The organism is Promicromonospora sp. NPDC050262 (genome assembly GCF_040655935.1).
Taxonomy (GTDB): Bacteria; Actinomycetota; Actinomycetes; order Actinomycetales; family Cellulomonadaceae; genus Promicromonospora.
The window spans coordinates 1-23,679 of sequence record NZ_JBFAKX010000006.1; the positions used below are offsets into that span (position 1 = coordinate 1).

The window sequence follows — 23,679 nt, forward strand, 5'->3', positions numbered from 1 at the left end:
AAAAGAGTTTATTGATTGCTACGCGTCCACTATGCGGTTCCCGAGTCACGGGCACCAACCCCCTCAACCCCCACCAAGTGTTTGGTGGGTGTGGTTGGGTCGGGGTTGCCTGGTTCTCGATAAGGTTACGGTGGTCATAGCGTGGGGGAAACGCCCGGTCCCATTCCGAACCCGGAAGCTTAGCCCCACAGCGCCGATGGTACTGCCCTGGTGACGGGGTGGGAGAGTAGGACGCCGCCGGACAACCATTCCCGACAGGGGGTGGGAGCAGTCGCAACAGCGACCGACTCCCACCCCCTGTCGGCATTCCCGGACGACACACGACCACCGCAGCCGGCCGTCCGGCACTCAGGCAGGTTGCGGGCCGCACAGCGGCCGCGGCTATCGTGGCGGTGTGAACGCAGACACCACCCGCACTGCCGCGGGCTCCACCAGCACCCAGCCCGCAAGCAGCGCCGACGCGGCGTGGCGCCGCGACCATTTCGTCTCGCTGCTGCGTTTCGCCGAGGCCTCGATCCGCGCGGACGGCGCCGCGTGCTGGCTCGACGACGAGGGTCGCCCGGACGGCTCCCACCCTGTCGAGACGTGGATCACGGCACGTATGGCGCACACCTTCGCCGTCGGGCACCTGCTGGGCGTGAGCGGAGCGGAGGAGTACGCGACGCGCGCCCTCACCGGGCTGCGCGAGGTGCTGGCCGACGCCGAGTTCGGCGGGTGGCTGGCCGCGCGCGGTGAGGGTGACGAGCTCGTCGGCACCAAGGAGGCCTACGCGCACGCGTTCGTGGTGCTCGCGGCCTCGACCGGCAAGGTGGCCGGCATCGCCGGCGCATCGGAGCTGCTCACCGAGGCCCTCGCGGTGCTCGACGCGCGGTTCTGGGAGCCCGAGCGGAACCTGCACCTGGACGAGCGGTCGCGGGACTGGGTGTCCACGTCGGACTACCGGGGCGTGAACGCGAACATGCACTCCGTCGAGGCCCTGCTCGCGGCGCACGCCGCGACCGGGGACGGGCTGTGGCTGGAGCGGGCGTCGGCGATCGGTGACCAGGTCGTCGCCTGGGCCGAGGCCAACGACTGGCGGATCCCCGAGCACTTCGACGCGGACTGGAACCCGCTCCTCGAGTACAACGCGGACCGGCCCCGCGACCAGTTCAAGCCCTACGGCGCGACGCCGGGGCACGGGCTCGAGTGGGCCCGCCTGCTGCTGCAGATCGACGCCGAGGCGGGTACACCCGGCCGCCGGACCGCGGCCGCCGCCGCGCTCTTCGACCGTGCGGTGACGGACGGCTGGGACGGCGAGGGCGGAGGCGGGTTCGTCTACACGACGGACTGGGCCGGCACGCCCGTCGAGCCCCGGCGCTTCCACTGGGTGGCGGCCGAGGGTACCGCCACGGCGAACGTGCTGGCGCGCGTCACCGGGGACGAGCGCTACGCCGAGCTCGAGCGCGAGTGGTGGGCCTGGATCCGAGAGCACCTCGTCGACGCCGAGCACGGGTCGTGGCACCACGAGCTCGACACCGAGAACCGCCCGTCCGGGCTCACCTGGGTGGGCAAGCCCGACGTCTACCACGCAGCCCAGGCGGTGATCCTGCCGGAGCTCCCGCTCACGGGGTCGTTCGCGGCGTCGGCCCAGAAGGCGGGCCGGATCCTGGCCTGACGACGGCGCGCGGGCGGGGCGCGTCCAGGGCGTCGTGCGTGTCGGCGCGGCGGGCGGGAGACAATGGGGCCATGAGGATCTCCGCACGAGCCGACTACGCCGTCCGTGCCGCCGCCGAGCTGGCGGCGGCCGATCACGACGGGCCTGTCCGCGCCGAGGCCCTGGCCCGGGCGCAGGACATCCCGCACCGCTTCCTGGAGGGGATCCTGAGCGACCTGCGTCGCGACGGGCTCGTCACCAGCCACCGTGGCGCCGGCGGTGGGTACCGTCTCGCCCGGCCGGCCGACTCGATCACCATCGCCGACGTGGTGCGTGCCGTGGACGGGCCGCTGGTCTTCGTCCGCGGCAACCGGCCGTCCGACCTGGAGTTCCAGGGGGCGGCCGCGCCGCTCCTGCACGTGTGGGTGGCGCTGCGGGCCAACGTGCGCGCGGTGCTGGAGGCCGTGTCCCTCGCGGACCTCGTGAGCGGCGCGCTGCCGGACGAGGTCCGCGCGCTGACCGAGGGCGACTCGGCCTGGTCGAACTCCTGAACCTGACCGGACGTTGACGCTCGGCCGCACCCGGTCTGGCTGAACTCCGACGGACCGCGGGACTTTCACCCGACCTTCCCGTGCGCCGTTATCCGATCTCTGAGATGCTTGTTGTTTCCGACCGGGTTAGGTGGTTACCTTGACGCGGGCCTCACTTTGCCATGGCCCTGTGTCGTATCCCCCCGGACCTGGAAGGTCACGACCATGAGAACCCTGATCCTGCTGGCGCTCGTCGGCCTCGGCGCGCAGCTGGTGGACGGCAGTCTGGGCATGGCCTACGGCGTCACCTCCACGACGCTTCTGCTGGCTATCGGCACCAACCCCGCCGCCGCGTCGGCGACCGTGCACCTCGCGGAGATCGGTACGACCCTTGCGTCCGGCGCCTCCCACTGGCGCTTCGGCAACGTGGACTGGAAGGTCGTCGCCAAGATCGGCATCCCCGGCGCGATCGGCGCGTTCGCCGGCGCCACGTTCCTCTCGTCGCTGTCGACGGAGGTCGCCGGACCGGTCATGTCGGTGATCCTGCTCCTGCTGGGCCTCTACGTGCTGCTGCGCTTCACGGTGCAGGGCCTGCCGACCCGTTCGGACAAGCCGCTGCGCAAGCGGTTCCTTGCTCCGCTCGGCCTGGTGGCCGGCTTCTTCGACGCCACCGGTGGCGGCGGCTGGGGCCCCGTCGGCACGCCCGCGATCCTCGCGAGCGGCCGCCTGGAGCCGCGCAAGGTGATCGGCTCGATCGACACCAGCGAGTTCCTGGTGGCGGTCGCCGCCAGCGTCGGCTTCTTCGTCGGCCTCAGCGGCGAGGGCATCGACTTCACCTGGGTGCTCGCCCTGCTCATCGGTGGCCTGATCGCGGCGCCGATCGCGGCCTGGCTGGTCCGCCTGGTGCCGCCGCGCATCCTGGGCTCGCTCGTGGGCGGCGTCATCGTGCTCACCAACTCGCGCACGCTGCTCAACAGCGACTGGATCGCCGCCTCCGACCCGGTCAAGATCCCGATCTACGTGGTGATCTGGCTGGGCTGGGCCGCCGCCGTCGTCTGGTCCGTGCGGGCGCACCGCAAGGCCCTGGCCGAGGAGGCCGCCGTGAGCGAGAAGCCGGAGGCCGATAGCGTGTCGGCATGACGTCCGACCAGGTAGCGGTGATCACCGTCTCCGACCGCTGTGCCCGCGGCGAGGCCGAGGACCGTTCCGGTCCCGCGGCGGCGCGGATCCTGCGTGAGGCGGGGTTCACCGACCTGGTCACCCATCTGGTACCCGACGGCGTCGAGCCGGTCCGTGACGTGCTGCGGACCGCGCTCGACGCCGGCGCTCGTCTGGTGGTGACCACCGGGGGCACGGGGATCACGCCTCGCGACCTCACGCCCGAGGGCACGCGCGAGGTGCTGGACTACGAGGTACCGGGCGTCGCCGAGGCCGTGCGGCAGCGGGGCACCGGCGCGGGCATCCCCACCGCGGCGCTCTCGCGAGGGCTGGTGGGCGTGGCCCGGTCCGCGACCGGGACGCGGGCGCTCGTGGTGAACCTGCCCGGGTCGTCCGGGGGCGTGCGGGACGGCCTCGACGTGGTGCTCGGCCTCTGGCCGCACGTCCGCTCCCAGCTCGACGGCGGCGACCACCCGGCTCCCGTGCCGGGGTAGCACCGCCGGGTTCGTGCCGTCAGGCGCCAGCGGCCCGCCGGCCGGGCGTCAGCCGCCCGCGAAGGGCGGGAGCACGTCGACCGTGACGCCGTCCGGGACGGTCGCCTCGTCCGCCGTGGCGCGGGCGCCCGCGACCAGCAGCGCACACTTCGGCAGCACGTCACCGAGGGCCGGGTGGGCGGCGGCGAGGGCACCGCGGAGGGCGGCGACCGACGTCGGGCCGTCGAGCTGTTCGGTGGTGCGCCCCGCGGCCTCCCGGGCGCCGGCGAAGTAGCGGACCGTGATCACTCGGCACGCACCCAGTCGCCCGACTTGCCGCCCGTCTTGCGCTCCAGCCGCACGTCCGCGAGCGAGACCGACTTGTCCAGGCCCTTCACCATGTCGATCACGGCCAGGCCGGCGACCGCGACGGCGGTGAGCGCCTCCATCTCGACGCCGGTGCGGTCGGCCGTGCGGACGGTCGCGGTGACGACGACGCCGTCGTCGGTCACCTCCAGGTCCACCGCCGCGCCGTGCACGCCGATCACGTGGGCCAGCGGCAGCAGGTCCGGCGTCTTCTTGGCCGCGGCGATGCCCGCGACGCGGGCCACGGCCAGCACGTCGCCCTTGGGCACGGCGCCGTCGCGCAGGGCCTGGACGACGGCGGGGGCGCAGCGGACGAGGCCCGAGGCCGTCGCCGAGCGGACGGTCGGCTGCTTGGCGGTGACGTCGACCATGCGGGCCTGGCCGCGGTCATCGAGGTGCGTGAAGCTCACGGCACCAGGGTGTCATGCCCTCACACGGCGCTGCGCCGTGCGGCGATCCGCACCGCGGCGCGGTGCGCGCCCTTCGCGGCGAGCCGCTTGGCGAACACCGCGGTCCCGGCGGCGACGGCCGCGAACACGGTCGCCTGCACCATGTCGAGCTCGGGGTCGTCCGGCTTGTTCGGCGCGTCGTTGCCCGTCACGCCCTTCCAGATCATGCTGACGGCCTTCTGCGCGACCCAGCCGGCCGCGAGCGTCAGGGCGAGAGTGCCGACCTTCTCGGCGAGTGTCTGTTCCGTCTCAATCTTGGCCACCTCCACACCGTAGCCCTCGCGGGCCGACTAGGCTGCATGGAAACGACAGGGGAGCGCCCCGATGGCGCTGAGAGTGCGGAGAGCCGCAGACCCTTGAACCTGATCCGGGTAACACCGGCGGAGGAAGTCGGAGGAACGATGTCGCGTCTTTCCGGTGCCCACGGGGGCACCATCCCTACCGTCGCGGTCGCGCTGTCGGCGGCACTGCTGCTCGCCGGCTGCTCCGGCGGCTCCGGCTCCGGCGACGACGCGTCCGGCGCGGGCGACCCGGGGACCGTGACGCTGGTGACCCACGACTCCTGGGCGCTCGACGAGAAGCTGATCGACCAGTTCGAGCAGGAGTCCGGCACGACGGTCGAGGTCAGCGCCGCGGGCGACGCCGGCACACTGGTGAACCAGCTCGTGCTGACCAAGGACGCCCCGCTCGGGGACGCCGTGTTCGGCATCGACAACACGTTCGCCTCCCGCGCGCTGGAGGCGGGCGTGGTCGAGGAGTACACGCCCGCCGACCTCCCGGAGGGGGCCGAGCAGCTCGGCGGGGCGCTCACGCCCGTCGACCAGGGCGACGTCTGCGTGAACGCCGACGAGGCCTGGTTCGAGGAGTCGGGCCTCGACGTGCCGACGACGCTGGAGGACCTGGCCGACCCGCAGTACAAGGACCTGCTCGTGGTGACCAACCCGGCGACGTCGTCCCCGGGCCTCGCGTTCCTGCTGGCGACGATCGGGGCGTTCGGCGAGGACGGGTTCGAGGACTACTGGGCCTCGCTGGTGGACAACGGCGTCAAGGTCGCCGACTCGTGGGAGGACGCCTACTACGTCGACTTCTCCGGGGCGGGCGAGGGCGGCGAGCGGCCGCTCGCGCTGTCCTACGCGACGTCGCCGGCGTTCACGGTGAGCGAGGACGGCTCGGAGTCGACCACCAGTGCGCTGCTGGAGACGTGCTTTCGGCAGGTCGAGTACGCGGGCGTGCTCGCGGGGTCGGACAACCCGGAGGGCGCCCGGGCGGTGGTGGACTTCCTGCTCACGCACGACGTCCAGGCCGCCCTGCCGGAGTCGATGTACATGTACCCGGCTGACGCCGCCGTGGAGCTGCCCGCCGACTGGCAGAAGTTCGCGCCCCAGGCCGACGCCCCGTTCGAGGTGGACCCGGCCGACGTGAGCGAGCACCGCGACGAGTGGATCGAACGGTGGACCGAGACAGTCGTGGGCTGAGCCGGAGGCGCGGAGCCGCAGGCTCAGCCCACCACGGGTGGAGCCGGAGCCCGAGCCTGACCGGGAGCAGGGGGCACGGCCTCCGGCCCGCGCCCCTGCTCTGGGGGGCAGCGGTCGCCGTCCCCCTCGGCTTCCTCGCGGTCTTCTTCGCGTGGCCGGTGGCGGCGCTCGTGGTCCGCGGGTTCGTGCCCGACGGCGCGCTCGACCTCACCGGGTTCGTCGAGGTGCTCACCCGCCCGCGCACGTGGCGGCTCGTGGGGCTCACGCTCACCCAGGCCGTGCTCGGCACGGCGTTCTCGGTGCTGCTCGGCCTGCCGCTCGCCTACCTCCTGTACCGACGGTCGTTCGCCGGGCGCAGCCTGGCGCGCGGGCTGGTGACCGTGCCGTTCGTGCTGCCCGCCGTGGTGGTCGGCGTGGCGTTCCGCGCACTGTTCGCGCCGAGCGGCGCGCTCGGGTTCCTCGGGCTGGAGGAGTCGCTCGCCGGGATCGTCGTCGCGCTCGTCTTCTTCAACGTGTCCGTGGTGGTGCGCACCGTGGGCGGGCTCTGGGAGCGCCTCGATCCCCGGGCCGAGGAGGCAGCGGCCTCGCTCGGCGCCGGTCCGGCCCGCGTGTTCCGGACGGTCACGCTGCCGTCGCTCGCGCCCGCGATCACGTCGGCCGCGTCGGTCGTGTTCCTGTTCTGCGCCACGGCGTTCGGGGTGGTGCTGGTGCTCGGCGGCGTGCGGTACGGCACCATCGAGACCGAGATCTGGACCCGCACCACCCAGTTCCTCGACCTGCGGTCCGCCTCCGTGCTGTCGATCCTGCAGCTCGTCGTCATCACCGCGGCCCTGGCCGTGTCCGCGCGCGCCCGCCGGCGGCGCGAGGCCGCGCTGCACCTCGTCTCCGCGCGGCGCTCGGCACGTCCGCTGTCCTGGCGCTCGCCCGCCGACGTGGGCGCGGCCCTCGCGGGCACCGCGATCGTCGCCGGGCTCGTCGCGCTGCCGCTCGCCGGGCTGGTCGTCCGCTCGTTCCGGGAGCCGGACGGGTCCTGGGGCCCGGGCAACTACCTGGCGCTCGGCACCACCGGCGAGCGGAACGCGCTCGTCGTGACCGTGTGGGAGGCCACCGCGACCTCGCTGCGGATCGCGCTGACCGCCACCCTGATCGCCCTGGTCGTGGGCGGTCTCGTGGCGCTCGTCGTGTCCCGGCGGCCCCGATCCGTGGGCGCGCGCCGCGCCATCGGCACGCTCGACGGGCTGTTCATGCTGCCGCTGGGCGTGTCCGCGGTGACCGTCGGCTTCGGGTTCCTGATCACCATGGACCAGCCCGTGCTCGGCCTGGACCTGCGCACCTCCGGGCTGCTCGTACCCGTGGCCCAGGCCGTCGTCGCCGTACCGCTCGTCGTGCGCACCGTGCTGCCGGTGCTCCGGGCGATCGACCCCAGCCTGCGGGAGGTCGCCGCCGTGCTGGGCTCCGGCCCGGGGCGCGTGCTGCGTACCGTGGACCTGCCGATCGCCCTGCGGTCGGTCGGACTGGCCACCGGGTTCGCGTTCGCGGTGTCGCTCGGCGAGTTCGGCGCCACGTCGTTCCTCGCGCGGCCCGACGGCGCCACCCTCCCGGTCGTGATCTACCGCCTCATCGGGCGGCCCGGGGCGGAGAACTACGGGATGGCGCTCGCGGCGTCCGTGGTGCTCGCCGCGCTGACCGCGACCGTGATGATGGTGGCGGAGCGACTGCGCGACGACCGCGCGGGAGGAGAGTTCTGATGGCGGGGCTGGAGATCCGGGACGTCTCGGTCCGGTACGGGACCGGCGCGGCCGGCGTGACGGCGGTGGACGGCGTCTCGCTGACCGTGGCGCCAGGCGAGGTGCTGGCGCTGCTCGGGCCGAGCGGGTGCGGCAAGTCCTCCCTGCTGCGCGCCGTGGCGGGGCTGGAACCGCTGGCGGGCGGGCAGGTGCTGTACGACGGCGCCGACGTCGGCCGGCTGCCGGTGCACCGGCGCCGGTTCGGGCTGATGTTCCAGGACGGCCAGCTCTTTCCGCACCGGGACGTGCGGCGCAACGTGGCCTACGGGCTGGAGACCCTGCCGCTCACCCGCCCGGAACGGGACGCGCGCGTCACCGAGCTGCTGGAGCTCGTGGGCCTCGCCGGGTACGAGCAGCGGGCGGTCCCCACGCTGTCCGGCGGGGAGCAGCAGCGGGTCGCCCTCGCGCGCGCCCTGGCGCCGCGGCCCCGGCTGCTGCTGCTCGACGAGCCGCTGTCCGCGCTCGACCGGCAGCTCCGCGAACGCCTGGCGGGCGAGGTGCGGGCCGCGCTCGTCGAGACCGGGACCACCGCCGTGTTCGTGACGCACGACCACGCCGAGGCCTCCGCGGTGGCCGACCGGGTCGGGGTCATGGACCGGGGGCGGCTGCTCCAGGTGGCCGCGCCGGAGGAGCTGCGTACCGCGCCGGCGTCGGACCGGGTGGCGGAGTTCCTGGGGCTGCGCGCCTGACCCGGCAGTCTCAGGCCGCGCCGGCCTGCTGGACGAGCAGCGCCACCTGGGTGCGGTTCTCCACGCCCAGCTTCACCAGCACGCTCGAGACGTGCGCCTTCACGGTCGGGACGCTGAGGTAGAGCCGTCGTCCGATCTCCGCGTTGGACGAGCCCCGCCCGATCTCGACGGCGACGTCGCGCTCCCGGCTCGTGAGCCGGTCCAGGGCGCTCCGGGCGTCCCGCGCCTCGCCACCCCCGGCGGCGACGGTCTCCATCAGGCGGCGGGCGATGTCCGGCGCGAGCACGGGCTCGCCGTCGGCCGCCGCGCGCACCGCCGCGGCGATCCGCGCGGGCGGCATGTCCTTGAGCAGGTACCCCGCGGCCCCGGCGCGGAGCGCGCCCACCACCTCGGTGTCGGTGTCGAAGGTCGTGAGCACGACGACGGCCGGCGGCGAGGGCCGGGCCCGCACCCGGCGGGTGGCCTCGATCCCGTCGACGCCGGGCATGCGCAGGTCCATGAGCACGACGTCGGCCGGGTGGGCGTCGAGCACCTCCGCCACGTCCCCGCCGTCGGGGGCCTCGCCGACCACGCGGATGCCCTCGGCGCCGTCGAGCATGAGGCGCAGGCCCGCGCGGACCAGCGCGTCGTCGTCGACGATCACGAGGCGGGTCTCCATCAGGCCCACGGTATCCGGGCCTCCAGCGTGAAACCAGCAGGTGAGCGGCCTGCGTCGAGCGTGCCGTCGAGCAGCTCCATCCGTTCGCGCAGGCCGACCAGGCCGGTCCCGGGCGCGCCGTCGGGGGCGCGCTCCGGGCCGTCGTCCGCAACGACGACCCGGACCTCGTCCGCGCGCGTGGTCACCGTGACCCGGACGGCCGCGCCCGGCGCGTGCCGGCGGGCATTGGTCAGGCCCTCCTGGACCACGCGGTAGGCGGCGATGGCGACCGCGGGCGAGGGCTCGGCGTCGCCGGGCGTGGTGGACGCCCGTTCGTCGGTCTGGTCGAGCGTCACGGCGGCGCCCACGGACCGGGCCGCGTCCACCAGCCCCGGGATGTCGAGGAGCGTGGGCGGCGGGGCCAGCCGGTCCGACCCTCCGCGCAGGAGCCGCACGAGCTGTCGCAGGTCCTCCAGGGCCTCCGCGGCCCCGGTGCGCACCCGCCCGGCCGCGGCGGCGAGCTGCTCCGGGGGCGCGTCCGGGCGGTACTCGACGGCGCCCGCGGTGGCGGCCAGCAGCGACAGCCGGTGCCCGAGGGCGTCGTGCATCTCGGCGGCGATCCGGTTGCGCTCCCCGGACCGGGCGGTCTCCAGCGCCTGCTCGCGGTCGGCCTCGGCGCGGCGGGCGCGGGCCCGCAGGTCGGCGAGGAGCTGGGCGCGCGCCTGCAGGTAGGCGCCCCAGCCGAGCAGCGCGGCGTGCACGGCGACGTCGCACAGGAGCCACCAGCCCAGGGGGAACGACGGCGGCCGCCACAGGCCCTGCACCGCATGCGCCGCCGTGCTCGCCCCGGCGACGAGGACCGCCGTGCGCAGCGGCGACCACCGGGCGATCAGCAGCACGCCCGACGTCGCCGCCGGCGTCGCGCCCGGCGAGAGCACCGACAGCGCCGCCAGCGTGAGCGCGACGGGGACCGACCGGCGGGCCCACATCAGCGGCAGCAGGGCCAGAGAGACGACCGCGACCGCCAGGTCCAGGAGCTCCAGGGGCAGCGCCTCGGGTCCGCCCGGACGGCGGGACAGCACCGTCGCGAGGGTCAGGGTCCCGAGCAGCAGCATGGCCCCGACCACGGAACGCCGTCGGGGGCGCACTGGGTCGTCGGGTAGGCAGTCCCGCGGTTCGCCTGTCATGGCGGTGACACTACGCACGGCGCGCGGCGCCGGACACCGACCAAGGTCGGGGGTGCCGCTACCGAAGGGTGACCCGGCTCGGTACCACGGACGGATGTCGCGACCGCCCCGGTCGAGAAGGCTGTGACCAGGCGCGACGGACGCGCCGAGGAGTGAGGAGACGTCATGGCCGAGAACCTGGTGACCCGCAGTCCCTGGCCCGCCTGGGTGGTGCCGTTCGCCGCCGCGGCGGCCGCCGTCGTGGTGTGGCTCATCGGTACGGCGCTCGGCGTCGACCCCGAGGCACGGACCGGGGCGAGCGTCCAGCCCGTGACCGTCGTCGCGGCCCTGGCCGCCGCGCTGGTGGCCGGGTTCGCCGGCTGGGGCGCGCGGGCCGTCGTCGGACGCGTCGCGAAGGGCGGCGGCGAGGTGGCGTGGCTCGTGCTGTGCGGCGTGGCCCTGCTGGTGTCGCTCCTGGGCGCAGCCTCGGGCACGACGCCGGCGTCGGTGGCGCTCCTGGTGGCCGAGCACGTGGTGGTGGGCGCCGTCATCGCGCTGGGCCTGCGCAGGGCCTAGTGGTCGTCCTCCTGGTCGAGGACGGACGGGTGCCGGGCTCCCCACTCGGCGAGGGGCCGGAGCGCGGCGACGAGCTCGGCCCCCGCCGGGGTGGGCGTGTACAGGATCTGCACCGGCATGGTCGGCACCACCTCGCGCGTGATGAACCCCTGCCGTTCCAGCTCCCGCAGCCGCTGGGTCAGGACCCGGTCGGAGATGCCGCGCACGTAGCGGCGGTACTCGACGAAGCGTCGTGCGCCGGCGACCCCGGCGTAGAGGATCGCCCCCGACCAGCGTCGTCCCGCGCGTTCGAGGGTGCGCTGGAAGAGCCCGCACTCGTCCTCGGACACGTTCCGGTCGGTCGTCGTCCCAGAAGTCACTTACCAATGGTTAGTCGCTAACCCGGCCCTTGGCAAGGCCCGCCGGGTACCGGACGATGCGGGAGGCGTCCGGACGGATGCCCTGGTCGCGCCGGACACCACCCGGCCGTCGTCCCCCGGAGGACCCGTGTTCGTCGCTTCTGTCATCGTCTCGTCGCTCCTGATCCTGGCCACCGCGTTCAGCGGGTACGGCAAGCTGACGGGCAACCCGCAGGTCGTCGAGCCGCTCACCACCAAGCTCGGTGTGCCGCGGCGGCTCATCCCCGTGCTCGGCTCGCTGCTCGTCGCCGGAGCGCTCGGCACCCTCGCCGGGATCTGGTGGGCGCCGATCGGCATCGCGGCCACCGGATGCTTCGTCCTGTACTTCCTCGGCGCCGTCGTCACGCACGTCCGCGCCAAGGACTGGGCCGGCGTGGGCCCGACGGGTGCCCTGATGCTGCTCTCGGCGGCGGCCCTGGTGCTGCGGCTGCTCTCGCTCTGAGCCGGGCGGTCCGAGCCGGCGCTCTGAGCCGCCGCTCTGAGCCGCCAGTCGGCGGGCGGCCGGATCAGGCCCGGCGGATACCGTGCCCTCATGCCCTTCCACGAGACTCCCGCCCGACCTGACACCGACGCACTGATCGAGGACCTCCGGACCCTGGTCGAGTGCGAGTCGCCGTCGGAGGACCCGGCCGCGCTGGCCCGGTCCGCCGACCTGGTGGCCCGGCTCGGCACGGCGCACCTCGGCGTCCCGCCCGAACGGCTGGGCATCCACCTGAGGTGGCGGCTCGGCGGCCCCACCCGGGTGCTGGTGCTCGCGCACCACGACACGGTGTGGCCGCTGGGCACGCTGCGCACGCACCCGTTCGGCATCGCGGACGGCGTGCTGCGCGGTCCCGGCTGCTTCGACATGAAGACCGGCCTGGCCATGGCGCTGCACGTGCTGGCGTCCCTGGAGGACCGCACCGGCGTCACGCTGCTGGTGACGGGCGACGAGGAGCTCGGCTCGCCGTCGTCCCAGGCCCTGATCGAGGACGAGGCGCGCGGGGCGGTGGCCGCGCTCGTGCTGGAGGCCTCCGCCGACGGCGGCGCGCTCAAGCTGGAGCGCAAGGGCACCTCGATCTACCGCGTGGTGGTCAAGGGCCGGGCCGCGCACGCGGGCCTGGAGCCCGAGAAGGGCGTGAACGCCTCGGTCGAGCTGGCGCACCAGGTGCTCGCGATCGCGGCCCTGGGCGACCCGGCGCTCGGTACGACGGTGGTGCCGACGGTTGCCGCCGGGGGCACCACGCGCAACACGGTCCCGGCCGAGGCATCGGTCGCGGTGGACGTCCGCGCGCGGTCGGTCGCCGAGCAGGAGCGGGTCGACGCCGCCCTGCGGGCGCTGGAGCCCGTGCTGCCCGGCGCCGCGCTGGAGATCGAGGGCGGGATCAACCGGCCGCCGCTGGAGCGGGAGCTGTCCGCGGACCTGTTCGCCCGGGCCTCCCGCCTCGCGGAGGAGGCCGGGCTGCCCGCGCTCACCGGCGTGGCCGTGGGCGGGGCGTCCGACGGCAACTTCACCGCGGGCGTGGGCACGCCCACCCTCGACGGGCTCGGCGCCGTGGGCGGCGGAGCGCACGCCGACGACGAGCACGTGCTCGTGGACCGGATCGCCGACCGCACGGTGCTGCTGCGCGCACTGGTCGTGGACCTGGTCGGGGCCTGACCCCACGTGTCAGACGTACAGGTCACCAGAGGGACCTGTACGTCTGACACGTCAGGGCTGGGCGGGCGGGCCGAAGCCCGTCGCGCCCCAGGGTGACGCCGGCGGGCGCGGCAGCCGGGCGACGAACGTGGCCCGCGCCTGCTGCATGACCCACACCAGGTACTGCCGCTGCTGCTCCAGGCCGTGCGGGTCCAGGTCGCGCTGGGCGCCCGCCCGCTGGTGCAGCAGCGCGAGCTCCGTGGCGGCCTGCTGGTAGTCGGTCATGGCGCGCTCCGCCCCGCGGCCGCCCGCCGCCCGGGCCCAGCGGCGGGCCGCCCGGCGGCCCGGCAGGCTGGACAGCATGCGCAGGTCGTCGTGGGTCACGATGCCCACCGGCCCGTACAGCGGCAGGTAGTGCTCGATGAGCTGGACGATCCGGCGCCGGTCGCGGGCCAGGATCACGACCAGCACGATCAGCACGACAAATCCGACCAGGTAGGCGAACCCGAGGCCGACCAGGCCGAACTTCGTGGAGCCGTTCCACAGGCTGTGGAGGGCGATCGCGCCGAGCAGACCCCACAGGGGCGCCGTGCGGCGCAGCCGGCCCGGTCCTGCCAGGGCCGCGACCGCGACGCCGATCCCCGTCATCGCCGTGCACAACGGGTGCAGCAGCGGCGAGACGACGGCCCGCAGCACGAACACGTAGCCGAGCTGGTCCGACTCGAGGGCGTCGATGAAGTACTGGACGTTCTCCGTCGCGGCGAAGCCGAGCCCCACCATCGCGGCGTAGATGACGCCGTCGGTGGCACCGTTCAGCTCCTGCCGCCGCCACCACAGCATGCCGAACAGGACGGCGCCCTTGAGCAGCTCCTCGACCACCGGCGCGCCGAAGGTCGCGACGAGGTACCAGCCCTCCTCCTCGCCCGTGAGCTCGGTCTCGGTGAGCAGCGACAGCCCCAGCGTGTTCAGGATGCTCGCGAACAGCGCGGCCACGCCCGCGCCCCACAGGAACGCGAAGATCAGCGCGTTGGGCGGTTCCGGCTCCAGCCGGTCCAGCGCGAGCACCAGCGGCAGCCACACCGCGACCGGCAGCAGCGCCAGCAGCAGCCCCACGACGAACGAGGCCCCGCCCGTGACGGCGTCGAACGCCAGGACGAGCAGCAGGCAGACCGAGGCGAAGACGATCCCGACGATCACTCCGACGGGGGCACGCCCGGGGGCGCGACCCTGGAGGATCGCACTGGGATCGATGGCCATGCCATGGGACCCTACCGACTCGGTCCCCGTCACGGCGGGCGAACGGCCGCCCCGCGCACGACTACGCTGACGCACGTGCCCCAACGTGTCGCGCTCGAGCTCGCTGTCCAGGACCCTGCCGGGGCGGTGATCGCCGCCGACGTCGGTGCCCGGCGCGTCGAGCTCTGCTCCGCGCTCGGCGCCACCGGGGGCATCACCCCCAGCGCCGCGCTGGTCGAGGCGGTGATCGACGCCGCGGCGGTGGTCCCGACGTCGGACAGCGCGCCGCTCCTCGAGGTGCACGTGCTGGTCCGGCCCCGGCCCGGCGGGTTCGTCTACTCGCCCGCCGAGCACGACCTGATGCTCCGCGAGGTCGTCCTGTCGGTCGACGCCGGCGCGGACGGTGTGGTGGTGGGCGCGCTGACGCCGTCGGGCACGGTGGACGTGGCGCGCGTGCGCGACCTGGTCGCCGCCGCCGACGACGCCGAGGTGACGTTCCACCGGGCGATCGACGTGGTCGCGGACCCGCTCGCGGCGCTGGACACGCTCGCCGACCTGGGCGTCGCCCGCGTGCTCACCTCCGGCGGCGCGGCCCGCGCGGCCGACGGCCTGGACCGGCTGGCCGCCCTGGTCGAGCGCAGCGCCGAGCTCGGCATCGAGATCATGGCCGGGGGCGGCGTCACGGCGGCGGACGTCCCGGCCCTGCTCGCCGTGGGCGTGGACGCCGTCCACCTGTCCGCGAAGCGCACCGTGACCGACGCCGGCGGCCCCGGCGGCGGGGGCGACGCCGGCTACGAGGTGACGGATCAGACACTCGCCGAGGCTGCGGCCAGGGCTCTCCGCACTACGGTTGAGTCATGACCTCAGAGCCGGCCCGTGTGCCTGTCGACGCCACCACCACCAACGCCTGGGGCTCGCTCACCGAGCTCTCCAAGAACCTCCGGCCCGACCTGCGCGGCTGGTTCGCCGCGGACCCGGCTCGCGCCGCACGCCTGAGCCACCAGGCCGCCGACCTGCACGTCGACCTGTCGAAGAACCTGGTCACGGACGACGTGCTCGCCGCCCTCCTCGCCCTGGCCGAGGAGGTGGGCCTCGCCGAGCACCGGGACGCCATGTTCGCGGGGCAGCACATCAACGTCACCGAGGACCGCGCCGTGCTGCACACCGCGCTGCGCCGCCCGTCGGACGAGGACCTGACCGTCGACGGCCAGGACATCACCGCGGACGTGGCCGACGAGCTCGCGAAGGTCTACGCGTTCGCCGAGAAGGTGCGCTCCGGGGAGTGGACCGGCGTCACCGGCGAGGCCGTGCGCACCATCGTGAACATCGGCATCGGCGGCTCCGACCTCGGCCCCGTCATGGCGTACGAGGCCCTGGAGCCCTACGTCCAGGACGGCCTGGAGGTGCGGTTCGTCTCGAACATCGACCCCACCGACGTCGCGCAGAAGACCGCCGACCTGGACCCGACGACGACGCTGTTCATCGTCGCCTCCAAGACCTTCGGCACGCTGGAGACCCTCACCAACGCGCGGCTCGCGCGAGACTGGCTGTGGCGCTCGCTGGTCGCCGCGGGGGCCATCGAGGACTCCGAGGACGGGCGCGCCGACGCCGTCGCGAAGCACTTCGTCGCGGTGTCCACCGCCCTGGACAAGGTCGAGGCGTTCGGCATCGACCCCGCCAACGCGTTCGGGTTCTGGGACTGGGTGGGCGGCCGCTACTCCGTGGACTCGGCCATCGGCACCTCGCTCGCCGTGGCGATCGGGCCCGACGCGTTCGCCGACTTCCTCGGCGGCTTCCACGCGATCGACGAGCACTTCCGCACCACGCCGTTCGAGCGCAACGTGCCCGCGCTGATGGGCCTGCTGAACGTCTGGTACGTGAACTTCCGCGACGCGCACACGCACGCCGTGCTGCCGTACGCGCAGCAGCTCCACCGCTTCCCGGCGTACCTGCAGCAGCTCACCATGGAGTCCAACGGCAAGTCCGTGCGCTGGGACGGCACGCCCGTCACCTCCGAGACCGGCGAGGTGTTCTGGGGCGAGCCGGGCACGAACGGCCAGCACGCGTTCTACCAGCTCATCCACCAGGGCACGCGGCTCATCCCGGCCGACTTCATCGCCGTGGCCAACCCCGCCTACCCGCTGGCCGACGCTGTGGGCGACGGCGGCGCGGTCGCCGCCGGGGCCGACGTGCACGGCCTGTTCCTCGCGAACTTCTTCGCGCAGACCAAGGCGCTCGCGTTCGGCAAGACGGCGGACGAGGTGCGGGCCGAGGGCGTCGCGGAGGACCTGGTCTCGGCGAAGGTGTTCAGCGGCAACCGGCCCACGACGTCGATCCTGGCGCCCGCGCTGACCCCGTCGGTGCTGGGGCAGCTCGTCGCGCTCTACGAGCACATCACGTTCGTGCAGGGCGTCGTGTGGGGCATCGACTCGTTCGACCAGTGGGGCGTCGAGCTCGGCAAGAAGCTCGCGCTGGAGATCGCCCCGGCGGTCGCGGGCGACGAGGCCGCCCTGGCGGCGCAGGACCCGTCGACGGCGGCCCTGATCGCGAAGTACCGCGAGCTGCGCGCCTGACGACGTCGGCCTGACGCCCGGGGAGACGCGTACGCCTGGGGAGGGTTGACGGAGAGGTAGCAGTGCTAGCTCTCCGTCAACCCTCCCCAGGCGCATGTCTTTCCCCGGGAGGGTATCGCCGCAGGTTAGAGGATTCTCATGCGAAACCGAGCGCTTCTGCCTGCGCCGGCTGCGAGGATGACGTGGTGACCACCCACCTCGACCTGCTGACCGGCGAGTCCGCCGCGGGGCTTCTCGACGCCGCCGTGGCGACGGCCGGCGGGGAGCTCGTCGACTGGCGGGTGCGTCAGGTGGACCACCGGCCCGGCTCGACGACGACGGTGGCGTACCGCGCGACGGTGCGCTGGAACGGGGTGGAGCGCTCGGAGACGCTCGGCGCGAGCGTGGGCCGGGCCCGCGACGGGCGCAAGCCGGGCGTGGTCACGCTGTCCGACGGCGCCGCGACCGTCGCCGTCTGGCGGTTCCCCGGCGACCCGGCGCTGCCCGCCCTGCCGCGCGCGTTCGACCCCGCCGCCGTCGAGGAGCTCCTGGCGGGGCTCGGCGTGGGCCCGCGGGAGCGCGCGCACCCCGAGCTCAAGGTGCGCGCCTACCGGCCCACCCGGCGGGCGGTGCTGGAGGCCACGGCGGCATCGTCCCGGGTGTTCCTCAAGGTGCTGCGGCCGCGCAAGGTCGCGGACCTGCACCAGCGGCACGCGCTGCTGTCGCGGGCCGGGCTGCCGGTCCCGCGCCCGCTCGGCTGGTCCGACGACGGCCTGCTGGTGCTGTCCCCGCTGCACGGCACCGAGATGCGCACCGCCGTCCGCGACGGGGGCCGCATCCCGTCGCCGTCCGCGATCCTGGACCTGCTCGACCGGCTGCCCGCCGAGGTGCGCGACCTGCCGCGGCGTCCGGCCTGGAGCGAGTCGGCGCAGCACTACGCGGGCGTGATCGGGGCGGCGCTGCCCGCCGAGGCCGGCCGCGCGAACGACCTGGCCGGCGCGGTCGCCGAACGCCTCGCGGAGCGCGGCGCCGGGACCGACCCGACCCACGGCGACCTGTACGAGGCACAGATCATGCTCACCGACGGGCGGGTCACCGGCCTGCTCGACGTCGACTCCGCGGGGCCCGGCCATCGCGCCGACGACCTGGCCTGCCTGGTGGCGCACATCGACGTGCTGTCGCTCGTGGGCGGGTCGGACCCCACGCACGTGGCCCGGGCGTCCCGGATGCGCCGGCTCGCGGCGGACTACGCGGCGGGGTTCGTGACCGCGCCCGGCACCCGGGGCGCGGACCGCAGCGACCTCGCCGCCCGTGTCGCGGGCGTGCTGCTCTCCCTGGCCACCGGCCCGCACCGGGTCCAGGAGCGGCACTGGCAGGCGGCGACGTCGCGCCGCCTGGACGTCGTGGCGGCCTGGCTCGACGGGTCGCGCCTCGCCACCGCCGGCGTGGGCGGCGCATGAGCCTGCGCCGTCCGTCCGTCCGGGCCAAGGTGGTGGCCGTGGTCGTGGCGGTGACCGCCATCGGCCTCCTCGGGGCCGGCCTGCTCACGCACGCGATCCAGTCCCAGCAGATCATGGACGACATCTCCGAGGACTTCGACCAGGAGATCGGCGAGCTGCAGCGCCTCGCGGCCGACGGCGTGGACCCGGAGACGGGCGAGGACTTCCACGGCGCGGGCCGGCTCATGAGCGTGGCCATGGAGCGGAACGTCCCGGGCTCGAACGAGATGTTCGTGAGCTACCTGGACGGCGCGCACCAGCAGTCCAACCCGCCCGCGGCGAGCCGGGTGGTCGTGGAGAGCGAGCTCGTCCAGGACGTCGTGGACGGCCTGACGCCGCAGTCGTCCACGACCGTCCAGCGCGAGATCGAGACCGAGATCGGCCGGGTGTGGTTCGTCGTCGTGCCGGTGACCGTGCCGGACCGGCAGGAGGTGGGCGCGTACGTCATGGCGTCCGCGCTGGACCAGTCGCTCGCCGCCGAGACCGCGGTGATGCGCACCTACGCGATCGTCTGCAGCGTGGCGCTGGTGCTCCTGGGCCTGTTCGCCTGGCTCGTGGTCAGCCGCCTGCTGCGCCCGCTGCGCCAGCTCAGCGCCACCGCGACCCGGGTGACCGAGACCGACCTGTCGCAGCGCGTGCCCGTCGCGACCGACGACGACCTCGGCGAGCTGGCCGGCGCCTTCAACACCATGCTCGACCGCCTGTCCACGGCCATCGAGACGCAGCGCCAGTTCCTGGACGACGCCGGGCACGAGCTCCGCACGCCGCTGACGGTGCTGCGCGGGCACCTGGAGGTGCTCGACCCGGACGACCCGGCCGACGTGCGCGAGACCCGGGACCTGCTGCTGGACGAGACCTCCCGGATGGGGCAGATCGTCGAGGAGCTGGTCCTGCTCGCCAAGGCGGAACGGTCCGACTTCGTGGCCCCGGCCCCGGTGGACCTGGGCCGGTTCACGGACGACGTGCACGACAAGGCGCGGGCGCTGGGCGACCGCCGCTGGGTGGTGGACGCGCGCGCCGACGTCGAGGTCTCCGCCGACGCGCACCGGCTCACCCAGGCCGTGCTCCAGCTCGCGGACAACGCGGTGAAGTTCACCGGTGCCGACGACGAGGTGGGGATCGGCACGCAGGTGTTCGACGGCCCGTCCGGCCGCGTCGTCCGGCTCTGGGTGCGGGACACCGGACCGGGCGTGCCGCCCGAGGAGGCGGCCCGCATCTTCGACCGGTTCGCGCGGGGGAGCACGACGGGCGGCGTGCCGGGCTCCGGCCTGGGCCTCGCGATCGTGCGGGCCATCGCGCAGGGGCACGGCGGGGACGTGGTGGTGGAACGGTCCGACGGCGGCGGCGCGCGGTTCGTGATGACCTGGCCCGCGGCCGGGCCAGGGCAGGGCGCGCAGCCGGCGGCCCGGGGCGCGACGGCGGAGGAGGCGGCGTGAACCAGATCCTGATCGCGGAGGACGAGGAGCGCATCGCGCAGTTCGTGCGGAAGGGCCTCAAGGCGCACGGGTTCCAGCCCACCGTGGTGTCCGACGGCGCCTCGGCGCTCGGCCACGCCATGTCGGGCGGCTACGACCTGATGGTGCTGGACATCGGCCTGCCCGTGCTGGACGGGTTCACGGTGCTGCAGCGCCTGCGCGACGTCGGCTCCACGCTGCCCGTGGTCATCCTCACCGCGCGCGACTCGCTGTCGGACCGGGTGGCGGGCCTGGAGGGCGGGGCGGACGACTACATGTCCAAGCCGTTCGGGTTCGACGAGCTGCTCGCCCGCATCCGGCTGCGGCTGCGCAGGGCGGCGTCGGAGGCCGCGCCGTCGGACCGGCTGGAGCACGGCGGCGTCGGGCTGGACCTGCGCACGCGCACCGCGACCGTGGCCGGCCGGGAGGTGGAGCTGTCCGCGCGGGAGTTCGCGCTCGCGGAGGTGTTCCTCCAGCACCCGGGGCAGGTCATGTCGCGCGAACAGCTGCTGTCGCGCGTGTGGGGGTACGACTTCGACCCCGGGTCCAACGTGGTGGACGTGTACGTGCGCTACCTGCGCAGAAAGCTGGGGGCGGACCGGATCGAGACCGTGCGGGGCGCGGGCTACCGGTTCCGGGGATGACGCCCCGCGGTACCGCGCCCGCCCGCACCACATGAGAGCTGTCTCATCCGGCTCTCCTCGTCGCCTCATCCTGGCGCAGCAGACTCGTCATCAGCAGGCACCCGACGGGGGTGCCGGGAGACCCGGGAGGTCGGTCGCATGAACCCCTCGACCATGAAGAAGCGCTGGGCCGTCGTCGGGACGGCCGCCGTGATCGGCATCGCGGGCGCGAGCACGGCCGCCGCGCTCAACGACCCCGCCCCGCGGGCCGAGTCGACCGCCGCCGTCGCGCTGTCCGGCGGAACGGCGCCCGCCGGCGGGACGACCGCCGCGCCCGCCGACGACTCGCCGGAGTCGGCGGACTCGCCCAACGAGTCGGCGCGGGACACCCCCGGGTCCGCGCAGTCGGCGGACTCGCCGGGCGACGCGAACTACGACCCGTCGCCGGAGTCGGCGGACTCCCCGAACGAGTCGGCGCACGACACGGCGGGCTCCGCGCAGTCGGCGGACTCGCCGGACGACGCGAACTACCAGTCCCCGGCCGACGACACCCCGAACGACGACACGGCGGACGACGCGGACGACTGATCCGCGTTCGCCACGAGCCAGAACCTCAGGTCACCCCGGTGACCTGAGGTTCTGACATGTCATGACATGTACTGAAGTAGTAACCCGACCCGCCTACACTGCGCGCGTGACCCGTACCCACCGTCGACCGCGGATCGCGATCTGTGGCATGGCGATCGAGTCCAGCACGTTCTCCCCGCACCGCTCGGGCTGGGAGGCGTTCACCCTGCTGCGCGGCAACGAGCTCGTGCGGCGGTACCCGTTCCTGCGGGACGGCACCGCCCTGCGCCGGGAGGCCGAGTGGGTGGGCATCCTGCGGGCCGGGGCGCTGCCGGGCGGCGCGGTCCCGGCGGACGTCTACGAGACGGTCCGCGCCGAGATCGGCCTGGCGCTGGAGGCGCAGGGCCCGTTCGACGGGGTGCTGCTGGAGATCCACGGGGCCATGTCCGTGCTCGGGTACACCGACGCGGAGGCGGACCTCGCCCGGGCGGTGCGCGCCGCCGTCGGGCCGGACTGCCTGGTCTCCGCGTCCATGGACCTGCACGGCAACGTGTCCCGGGACCTCGCCGCGACCGTCGACCTCATCGCCTGCCACCGCACGGCCCCGCACGAGGACGAGGACGAGGCGCGCGAGCGCGCGGCCACCGACCTGCTGCGGCGCGTCGACGGGGCGGGGCGGCCGCGCAAGGCCTGGGTGCAGGTGCCGGTGCTGCTGGCGGGCGAGCGGGCGAGCACCCGGCAGGAGCCCGCGAAGGGCATCTACGAGGACGTCGCGCGGGTCGGGGCGCTGGACGGCGTGCTGGACGCCTCCGTCTGGGTCGGCTACGCGTGGGCGGACGAGCCGCGCTGCCGGGCCGCCGTGGTGGTCATGGGCGACGACGACGCCGTCATCTCCCGGGAGGCCGAGCGCCTGGCCCGCCGGTACTGGGACGCCCGCGCGGAGTTCGGCTTCGTGGCGCCCGCCGGGTCCTACGAGGAGTGCCTGCGGGCCGTGCTGGCGAGCGACGCGCGGCCGTTCGTCCTGTCGGACACGGGCGACAACCCCATGGCCGGCGGCGCCGGCGACGTGACCTGGACCCTCGCGCGGCTCCTGGCGGAGCCCGCCTTCGCGGCCCCGCCCGCCGACGGCGGCCGCACCGCGATCTACGCCGCCCTGCCCGACGCCGACGCCGCCCGCACGGTGGCCGCCGCCGGGGTGGGCGCCACCGTCGAGGTGGAGGCCGGGGCCCGGGTCGACGCCGGCCCGCACGGACCGGTCACGCTGCGGGGCGTCGTCGAGCACGTGCGCGCGGACGACCCCCTCGCGGGGATCGTGTGCGTCGTGGCGGTGGGCGGCCTGCGGGTGGTCCTCACCGAGCGGCGCCGGGCGTACCACCTGGAGTCGGACTTCACGGCGATCGGCCTGGACCCCCGGGGCACCGACGTGGTGGTGGTGAAGATCGGCAATCTCGAGACCGAGCTCTACGAGATGGCCGAGGACTGGATGCTCGTGCTCACGCCCGGCGGCGTGGACCAGGACCTGCGCCGCCTGCGCCACACCGGCCTGGGCGGGCCGGTGTGGCCCTTCGACGACGACGCCGCGTTCGGCGACGGCCCGGACCTCACCCCCGAGCTGCTCTGACCCGCCCCGGCCCGCTCCCCGGCGTCAGGCCGGCCGGGTCAGAGCGGGCCCTGGAAGTTGGCGCAGCCGCCCGCCGGGACGAACCCGAGCGCGATGTTGATCGCGAGCATGTGCGGGTTCTCCTCGTTGTTCCAGGTGTAGATCCGCTGCGCCTCCGGGCGCAGGCGTGCGTGCTCGCGCAGGTTCACGGCCTTGACGAGCATCCCGAGCCGGTGCCCCCGGTGCGTCCTGAGCACCACGGTCGCCTGCTGGTTGGTGTGCTCGGGCTGGAGGTCGTTCCACTGGAGCATGGTCATCGCGACCAGCTCGCCCGTGGCCACGTGCTCGGCCGCCGTCACCACGTACTGGTCGCCCTTGGCGGCGATCGCCGCCTCCTCGGTGCGGATCCGCTCCACGTCCCAGACGTCGGACTCGACGTCCAGGCCGCCGCGCGGTTCGTCGTCGGACAGCGCCTGCTCCAGGGCGGCATACTGCTCGATCCACTCCTCCGGCGTGGGCGCCGTCCAGGTGTGGACGCGGTACGCGTCGCCCGCCACGGCACGGGACTCGGCCTCGAAGCGGGACACCGCCTCCGGCAGCACCGGCAGGTCGATCCGGGAGCGGCGCTCGACGAGCTGGAGCGTCAGGCCCAGCTTCTGCGCGAGCAGGACGCCCGGCAGGTCCGCGGCGACCTCGCCGCTGCCCGACGCCGGGGTCAGCGTCTCGCCCGCCGGCTTCTCCGGGCCGAAGTCGACGTACGTCATGAACGACGTCCGGCCCTCCGCCCGGGCCGTGTCGCGCGACCACTGCGCGAGGGCCGAGGCGATGCCGCGCCGCCGGTGCTCCGGGTGCACCACGATGCCGCCGATCGCCAGCTCGGGGTTGGCGCGGACCTGCAGGAACACCGTCGCCTCGCCCACCACCTGCGGTCCGGCGGGCGTGTCCACCACCGCGATCTGCCGCAGCTTGCGCACGTAGCTCTGGTTGTTCATCCCGACCAGGATCCCGATCGGCGTCGGAGCGGCGTCCGCGTTGCCGAGATCCACGACCGCGGCCGCGGCGTGCAGCTCCGCGATGCCGCGGTACGCCCAGGCGTCGGCCTCGTCGAGCGAGGTCGCGTGGGGCGGGGTCATGAGCCGCCACGCCGACGTCGCCGGGGCGGGTGCTGCAGGGGGTGTGCTCATGGACCCAGG

The 23,679-nt window shown here is 74.5% G+C and carries 25 protein-coding genes, 1 rRNA gene and 1 riboswitch; of the genes, 18 read left to right on the forward strand and 8 right to left on the reverse strand.

Features of this window, described 5'->3' with window-relative positions:
* Positions 1-126 precede the first annotated feature (126 nt).
* From rrf to AB0I29_RS11005, 5 genes are all read left to right on the forward strand, one after another.
* Positions 127-243: ribosomal RNA gene (gene rrf, locus AB0I29_RS10985) — 5S ribosomal RNA — on the forward strand.
* A 151-nt stretch (positions 244-394) separates the two neighbouring features.
* A complete protein-coding gene (locus AB0I29_RS10990; RefSeq protein WP_357481490.1) occupies positions 395-1,654 on the forward strand; it encodes an AGE family epimerase/isomerase in 1,260 nt (419 codons plus the stop codon).
* A gap of 71 nt (positions 1,655-1,725) precedes the next feature.
* Positions 1,726-2,184, forward strand: a complete 459-nt coding sequence (locus tag AB0I29_RS10995) for an Rrf2 family transcriptional regulator (protein WP_285107772.1) — start codon at positions 1,726-1,728, stop codon at positions 2,182-2,184.
* Between the two features lie 204 nt (positions 2,185-2,388).
* A complete protein-coding gene (locus AB0I29_RS11000; RefSeq protein WP_285107774.1) occupies positions 2,389-3,303 on the forward strand; it encodes a sulfite exporter TauE/SafE family protein in 915 nt (304 codons plus the stop codon).
* Entirely contained in the window at positions 3,300-3,815 is a 516-nt protein-coding gene (locus AB0I29_RS11005; RefSeq protein WP_357481493.1) for a MogA/MoaB family molybdenum cofactor biosynthesis protein, read from the forward strand. The genes AB0I29_RS11000 and AB0I29_RS11005 overlap by 4 nt, the downstream gene beginning before the upstream one ends.
* 48 nt (positions 3,816-3,863) lie before the next feature.
* On the opposite strand, the gene AB0I29_RS11010 is transcribed toward AB0I29_RS11005, so the two are convergent.
* The 3 genes from AB0I29_RS11010 to AB0I29_RS11020 are packed head-to-tail and all read right to left on the reverse strand — an operon-like array spanning position 3,864 to position 4,872.
* A complete protein-coding gene (locus tag AB0I29_RS11010) occupies positions 3,864-4,103 on the reverse strand; it encodes a MoaD/ThiS family protein (protein ID WP_285107778.1) in 240 nt (79 codons plus the stop codon).
* Positions 4,100-4,570, reverse strand: a complete 471-nt coding sequence (gene moaC / locus AB0I29_RS11015) for a cyclic pyranopterin monophosphate synthase MoaC (RefSeq protein ID WP_357481495.1) — start codon at positions 4,568-4,570, stop codon at positions 4,100-4,102. The genes AB0I29_RS11010 and moaC overlap by 4 nt, the downstream gene beginning before the upstream one ends.
* A gap of 20 nt (positions 4,571-4,590) precedes the next feature.
* On the reverse strand, positions 4,591-4,872 hold the full coding sequence (locus AB0I29_RS11020; protein ID WP_285107780.1) for a DUF4235 domain-containing protein: 282 nt from the start codon (positions 4,870-4,872) through the stop codon (positions 4,591-4,593).
* 37 nt (positions 4,873-4,909) lie between these two features.
* A riboswitch (TPP riboswitch) is annotated at positions 4,910-5,015 on the forward strand.
* Here AB0I29_RS11020 and AB0I29_RS11025 point away from each other — a divergent pair.
* The 3 genes from AB0I29_RS11025 to AB0I29_RS11035 all read left to right on the forward strand — a co-directional run bounded on the left by AB0I29_RS11025 (position 5,011) and on the right by AB0I29_RS11035 (position 8,560).
* On the forward strand, positions 5,011-6,084 hold the full coding sequence (locus tag AB0I29_RS11025; protein WP_357481497.1) for a thiamine ABC transporter substrate-binding protein: 1,074 nt from the start codon (positions 5,011-5,013) through the stop codon (positions 6,082-6,084). (Overlaps the previous riboswitch by 5 nt.)
* A 56-nt stretch (positions 6,085-6,140) precedes the next feature.
* On the forward strand, positions 6,141-7,832 hold the full coding sequence (locus AB0I29_RS11030) for an iron ABC transporter permease (protein ID WP_357481863.1): 1,692 nt from the start codon (positions 6,141-6,143) through the stop codon (positions 7,830-7,832).
* On the forward strand, positions 7,832-8,560 hold the full coding sequence (locus AB0I29_RS11035) for an ABC transporter ATP-binding protein (protein WP_357481499.1): 729 nt from the start codon (positions 7,832-7,834) through the stop codon (positions 8,558-8,560). Before AB0I29_RS11030 ends, AB0I29_RS11035 begins: the two co-directional genes overlap by 1 nt.
* A 10-nt stretch (positions 8,561-8,570) precedes the next feature.
* Here the strand turns inward: AB0I29_RS11035 and AB0I29_RS11040 are convergent, their stop codons facing one another.
* Positions 8,571-9,218: a response regulator transcription factor gene (locus tag AB0I29_RS11040; RefSeq protein ID WP_285107783.1), complete on the reverse strand. Its 648-nt coding sequence runs from the start codon at positions 9,216-9,218 to the stop codon at positions 8,571-8,573.
* Positions 9,218-10,384, reverse strand: a complete 1,167-nt coding sequence (locus AB0I29_RS11045) for a sensor histidine kinase (RefSeq protein WP_357481501.1) — start codon at positions 10,382-10,384, stop codon at positions 9,218-9,220. Before AB0I29_RS11045 ends, AB0I29_RS11040 begins: the two co-directional genes overlap by 1 nt.
* Positions 10,385-10,549: 165 nt before the next feature.
* Here AB0I29_RS11045 and AB0I29_RS11050 point away from each other — a divergent pair, with 165 nt between their 5' ends.
* The gene (locus AB0I29_RS11050; protein ID WP_357481503.1) at positions 10,550-10,939 is read left to right on the forward strand and encodes a DUF6069 family protein; all 390 of its coding nucleotides are present in this window, start codon (positions 10,550-10,552) and stop codon (positions 10,937-10,939) included.
* On the opposite strand, the gene AB0I29_RS11055 is transcribed toward AB0I29_RS11050, so the two are convergent.
* Complete coding sequence (locus tag AB0I29_RS11055) at positions 10,936-11,298, reverse strand: helix-turn-helix domain-containing protein (RefSeq protein ID WP_285107788.1); 363 nt, start codon at positions 11,296-11,298, stop codon at positions 10,936-10,938. The two genes, AB0I29_RS11050 and AB0I29_RS11055, sit on opposite strands and share 4 nt — an antisense overlap.
* Positions 11,299-11,425: 127 nt before the next feature.
* Between AB0I29_RS11055 and AB0I29_RS11060 the strand changes: the two genes are divergently transcribed.
* Entirely contained in the window at positions 11,426-11,779 is a 354-nt protein-coding gene (locus AB0I29_RS11060; protein ID WP_285107789.1) for a DoxX family protein, read from the forward strand.
* A gap of 90 nt (positions 11,780-11,869) precedes the next feature.
* Positions 11,870-12,976 carry a M20 family metallopeptidase gene (locus AB0I29_RS11065; RefSeq protein ID WP_357481506.1) on the forward strand — a complete coding sequence of 369 codons (1,107 nt, stop codon included), beginning with the start codon at positions 11,870-11,872 and terminating at the stop codon, positions 12,974-12,976.
* Between the two features lie 51 nt (positions 12,977-13,027).
* Here the strand turns inward: AB0I29_RS11065 and AB0I29_RS11070 are convergent, their stop codons facing one another.
* Complete coding sequence (locus AB0I29_RS11070; RefSeq protein ID WP_285107793.1) at positions 13,028-14,212, reverse strand: PrsW family intramembrane metalloprotease; 1,185 nt, start codon at positions 14,210-14,212, stop codon at positions 13,028-13,030.
* A gap of 75 nt (positions 14,213-14,287) precedes the next feature.
* Between AB0I29_RS11070 and AB0I29_RS11075 the strand changes: the two genes are divergently transcribed.
* The 7 genes from AB0I29_RS11075 to AB0I29_RS11105 all read left to right on the forward strand — a co-directional run bounded on the left by AB0I29_RS11075 (position 14,288) and on the right by AB0I29_RS11105 (position 22,507).
* Entirely contained in the window at positions 14,288-15,052 is a 765-nt protein-coding gene (locus AB0I29_RS11075) for a copper homeostasis protein CutC (RefSeq protein ID WP_357481509.1), read from the forward strand.
* Complete coding sequence (gene pgi, locus AB0I29_RS11080) at positions 15,049-16,764, forward strand: glucose-6-phosphate isomerase (protein WP_285107797.1); 1,716 nt, start codon at positions 15,049-15,051, stop codon at positions 16,762-16,764. The genes AB0I29_RS11075 and pgi overlap by 4 nt, the downstream gene beginning before the upstream one ends.
* 185 nt (positions 16,765-16,949) lie before the next feature.
* Complete coding sequence (locus AB0I29_RS11085; RefSeq protein WP_357481512.1) at positions 16,950-18,203, forward strand: phosphotransferase; 1,254 nt, start codon at positions 16,950-16,952, stop codon at positions 18,201-18,203.
* The gene (locus AB0I29_RS11090; RefSeq protein ID WP_357481514.1) at positions 18,200-19,678 is read left to right on the forward strand and encodes a HAMP domain-containing sensor histidine kinase; all 1,479 of its coding nucleotides are present in this window, start codon (positions 18,200-18,202) and stop codon (positions 19,676-19,678) included. The genes AB0I29_RS11085 and AB0I29_RS11090 overlap by 4 nt, the downstream gene beginning before the upstream one ends.
* Positions 19,675-20,340: a response regulator transcription factor gene (locus AB0I29_RS11095; protein WP_285107802.1), complete on the forward strand. Its 666-nt coding sequence runs from the start codon at positions 19,675-19,677 to the stop codon at positions 20,338-20,340. Before AB0I29_RS11090 ends, AB0I29_RS11095 begins: the two co-directional genes overlap by 4 nt.
* Positions 20,341-20,478: 138 nt before the next feature.
* Entirely contained in the window at positions 20,479-20,907 is a 429-nt protein-coding gene (locus AB0I29_RS11100) for a hypothetical protein (RefSeq protein ID WP_285107803.1), read from the forward strand.
* Positions 20,908-21,013: 106 nt separating this feature from the next.
* Positions 21,014-22,507 carry a M81 family metallopeptidase gene (locus tag AB0I29_RS11105; RefSeq protein WP_357481516.1) on the forward strand — a complete coding sequence of 498 codons (1,494 nt, stop codon included), beginning with the start codon at positions 21,014-21,016 and terminating at the stop codon, positions 22,505-22,507.
* Between the two features lie 38 nt (positions 22,508-22,545).
* Here AB0I29_RS11105 and AB0I29_RS11110 read toward each other — a convergent pair whose 3' ends face one another.
* Positions 22,546-23,670: a GNAT family N-acetyltransferase gene (locus AB0I29_RS11110; RefSeq protein WP_357481518.1), complete on the reverse strand. Its 1,125-nt coding sequence runs from the start codon at positions 23,668-23,670 to the stop codon at positions 22,546-22,548.
* Positions 23,671-23,679 lie beyond the last annotated feature (9 nt).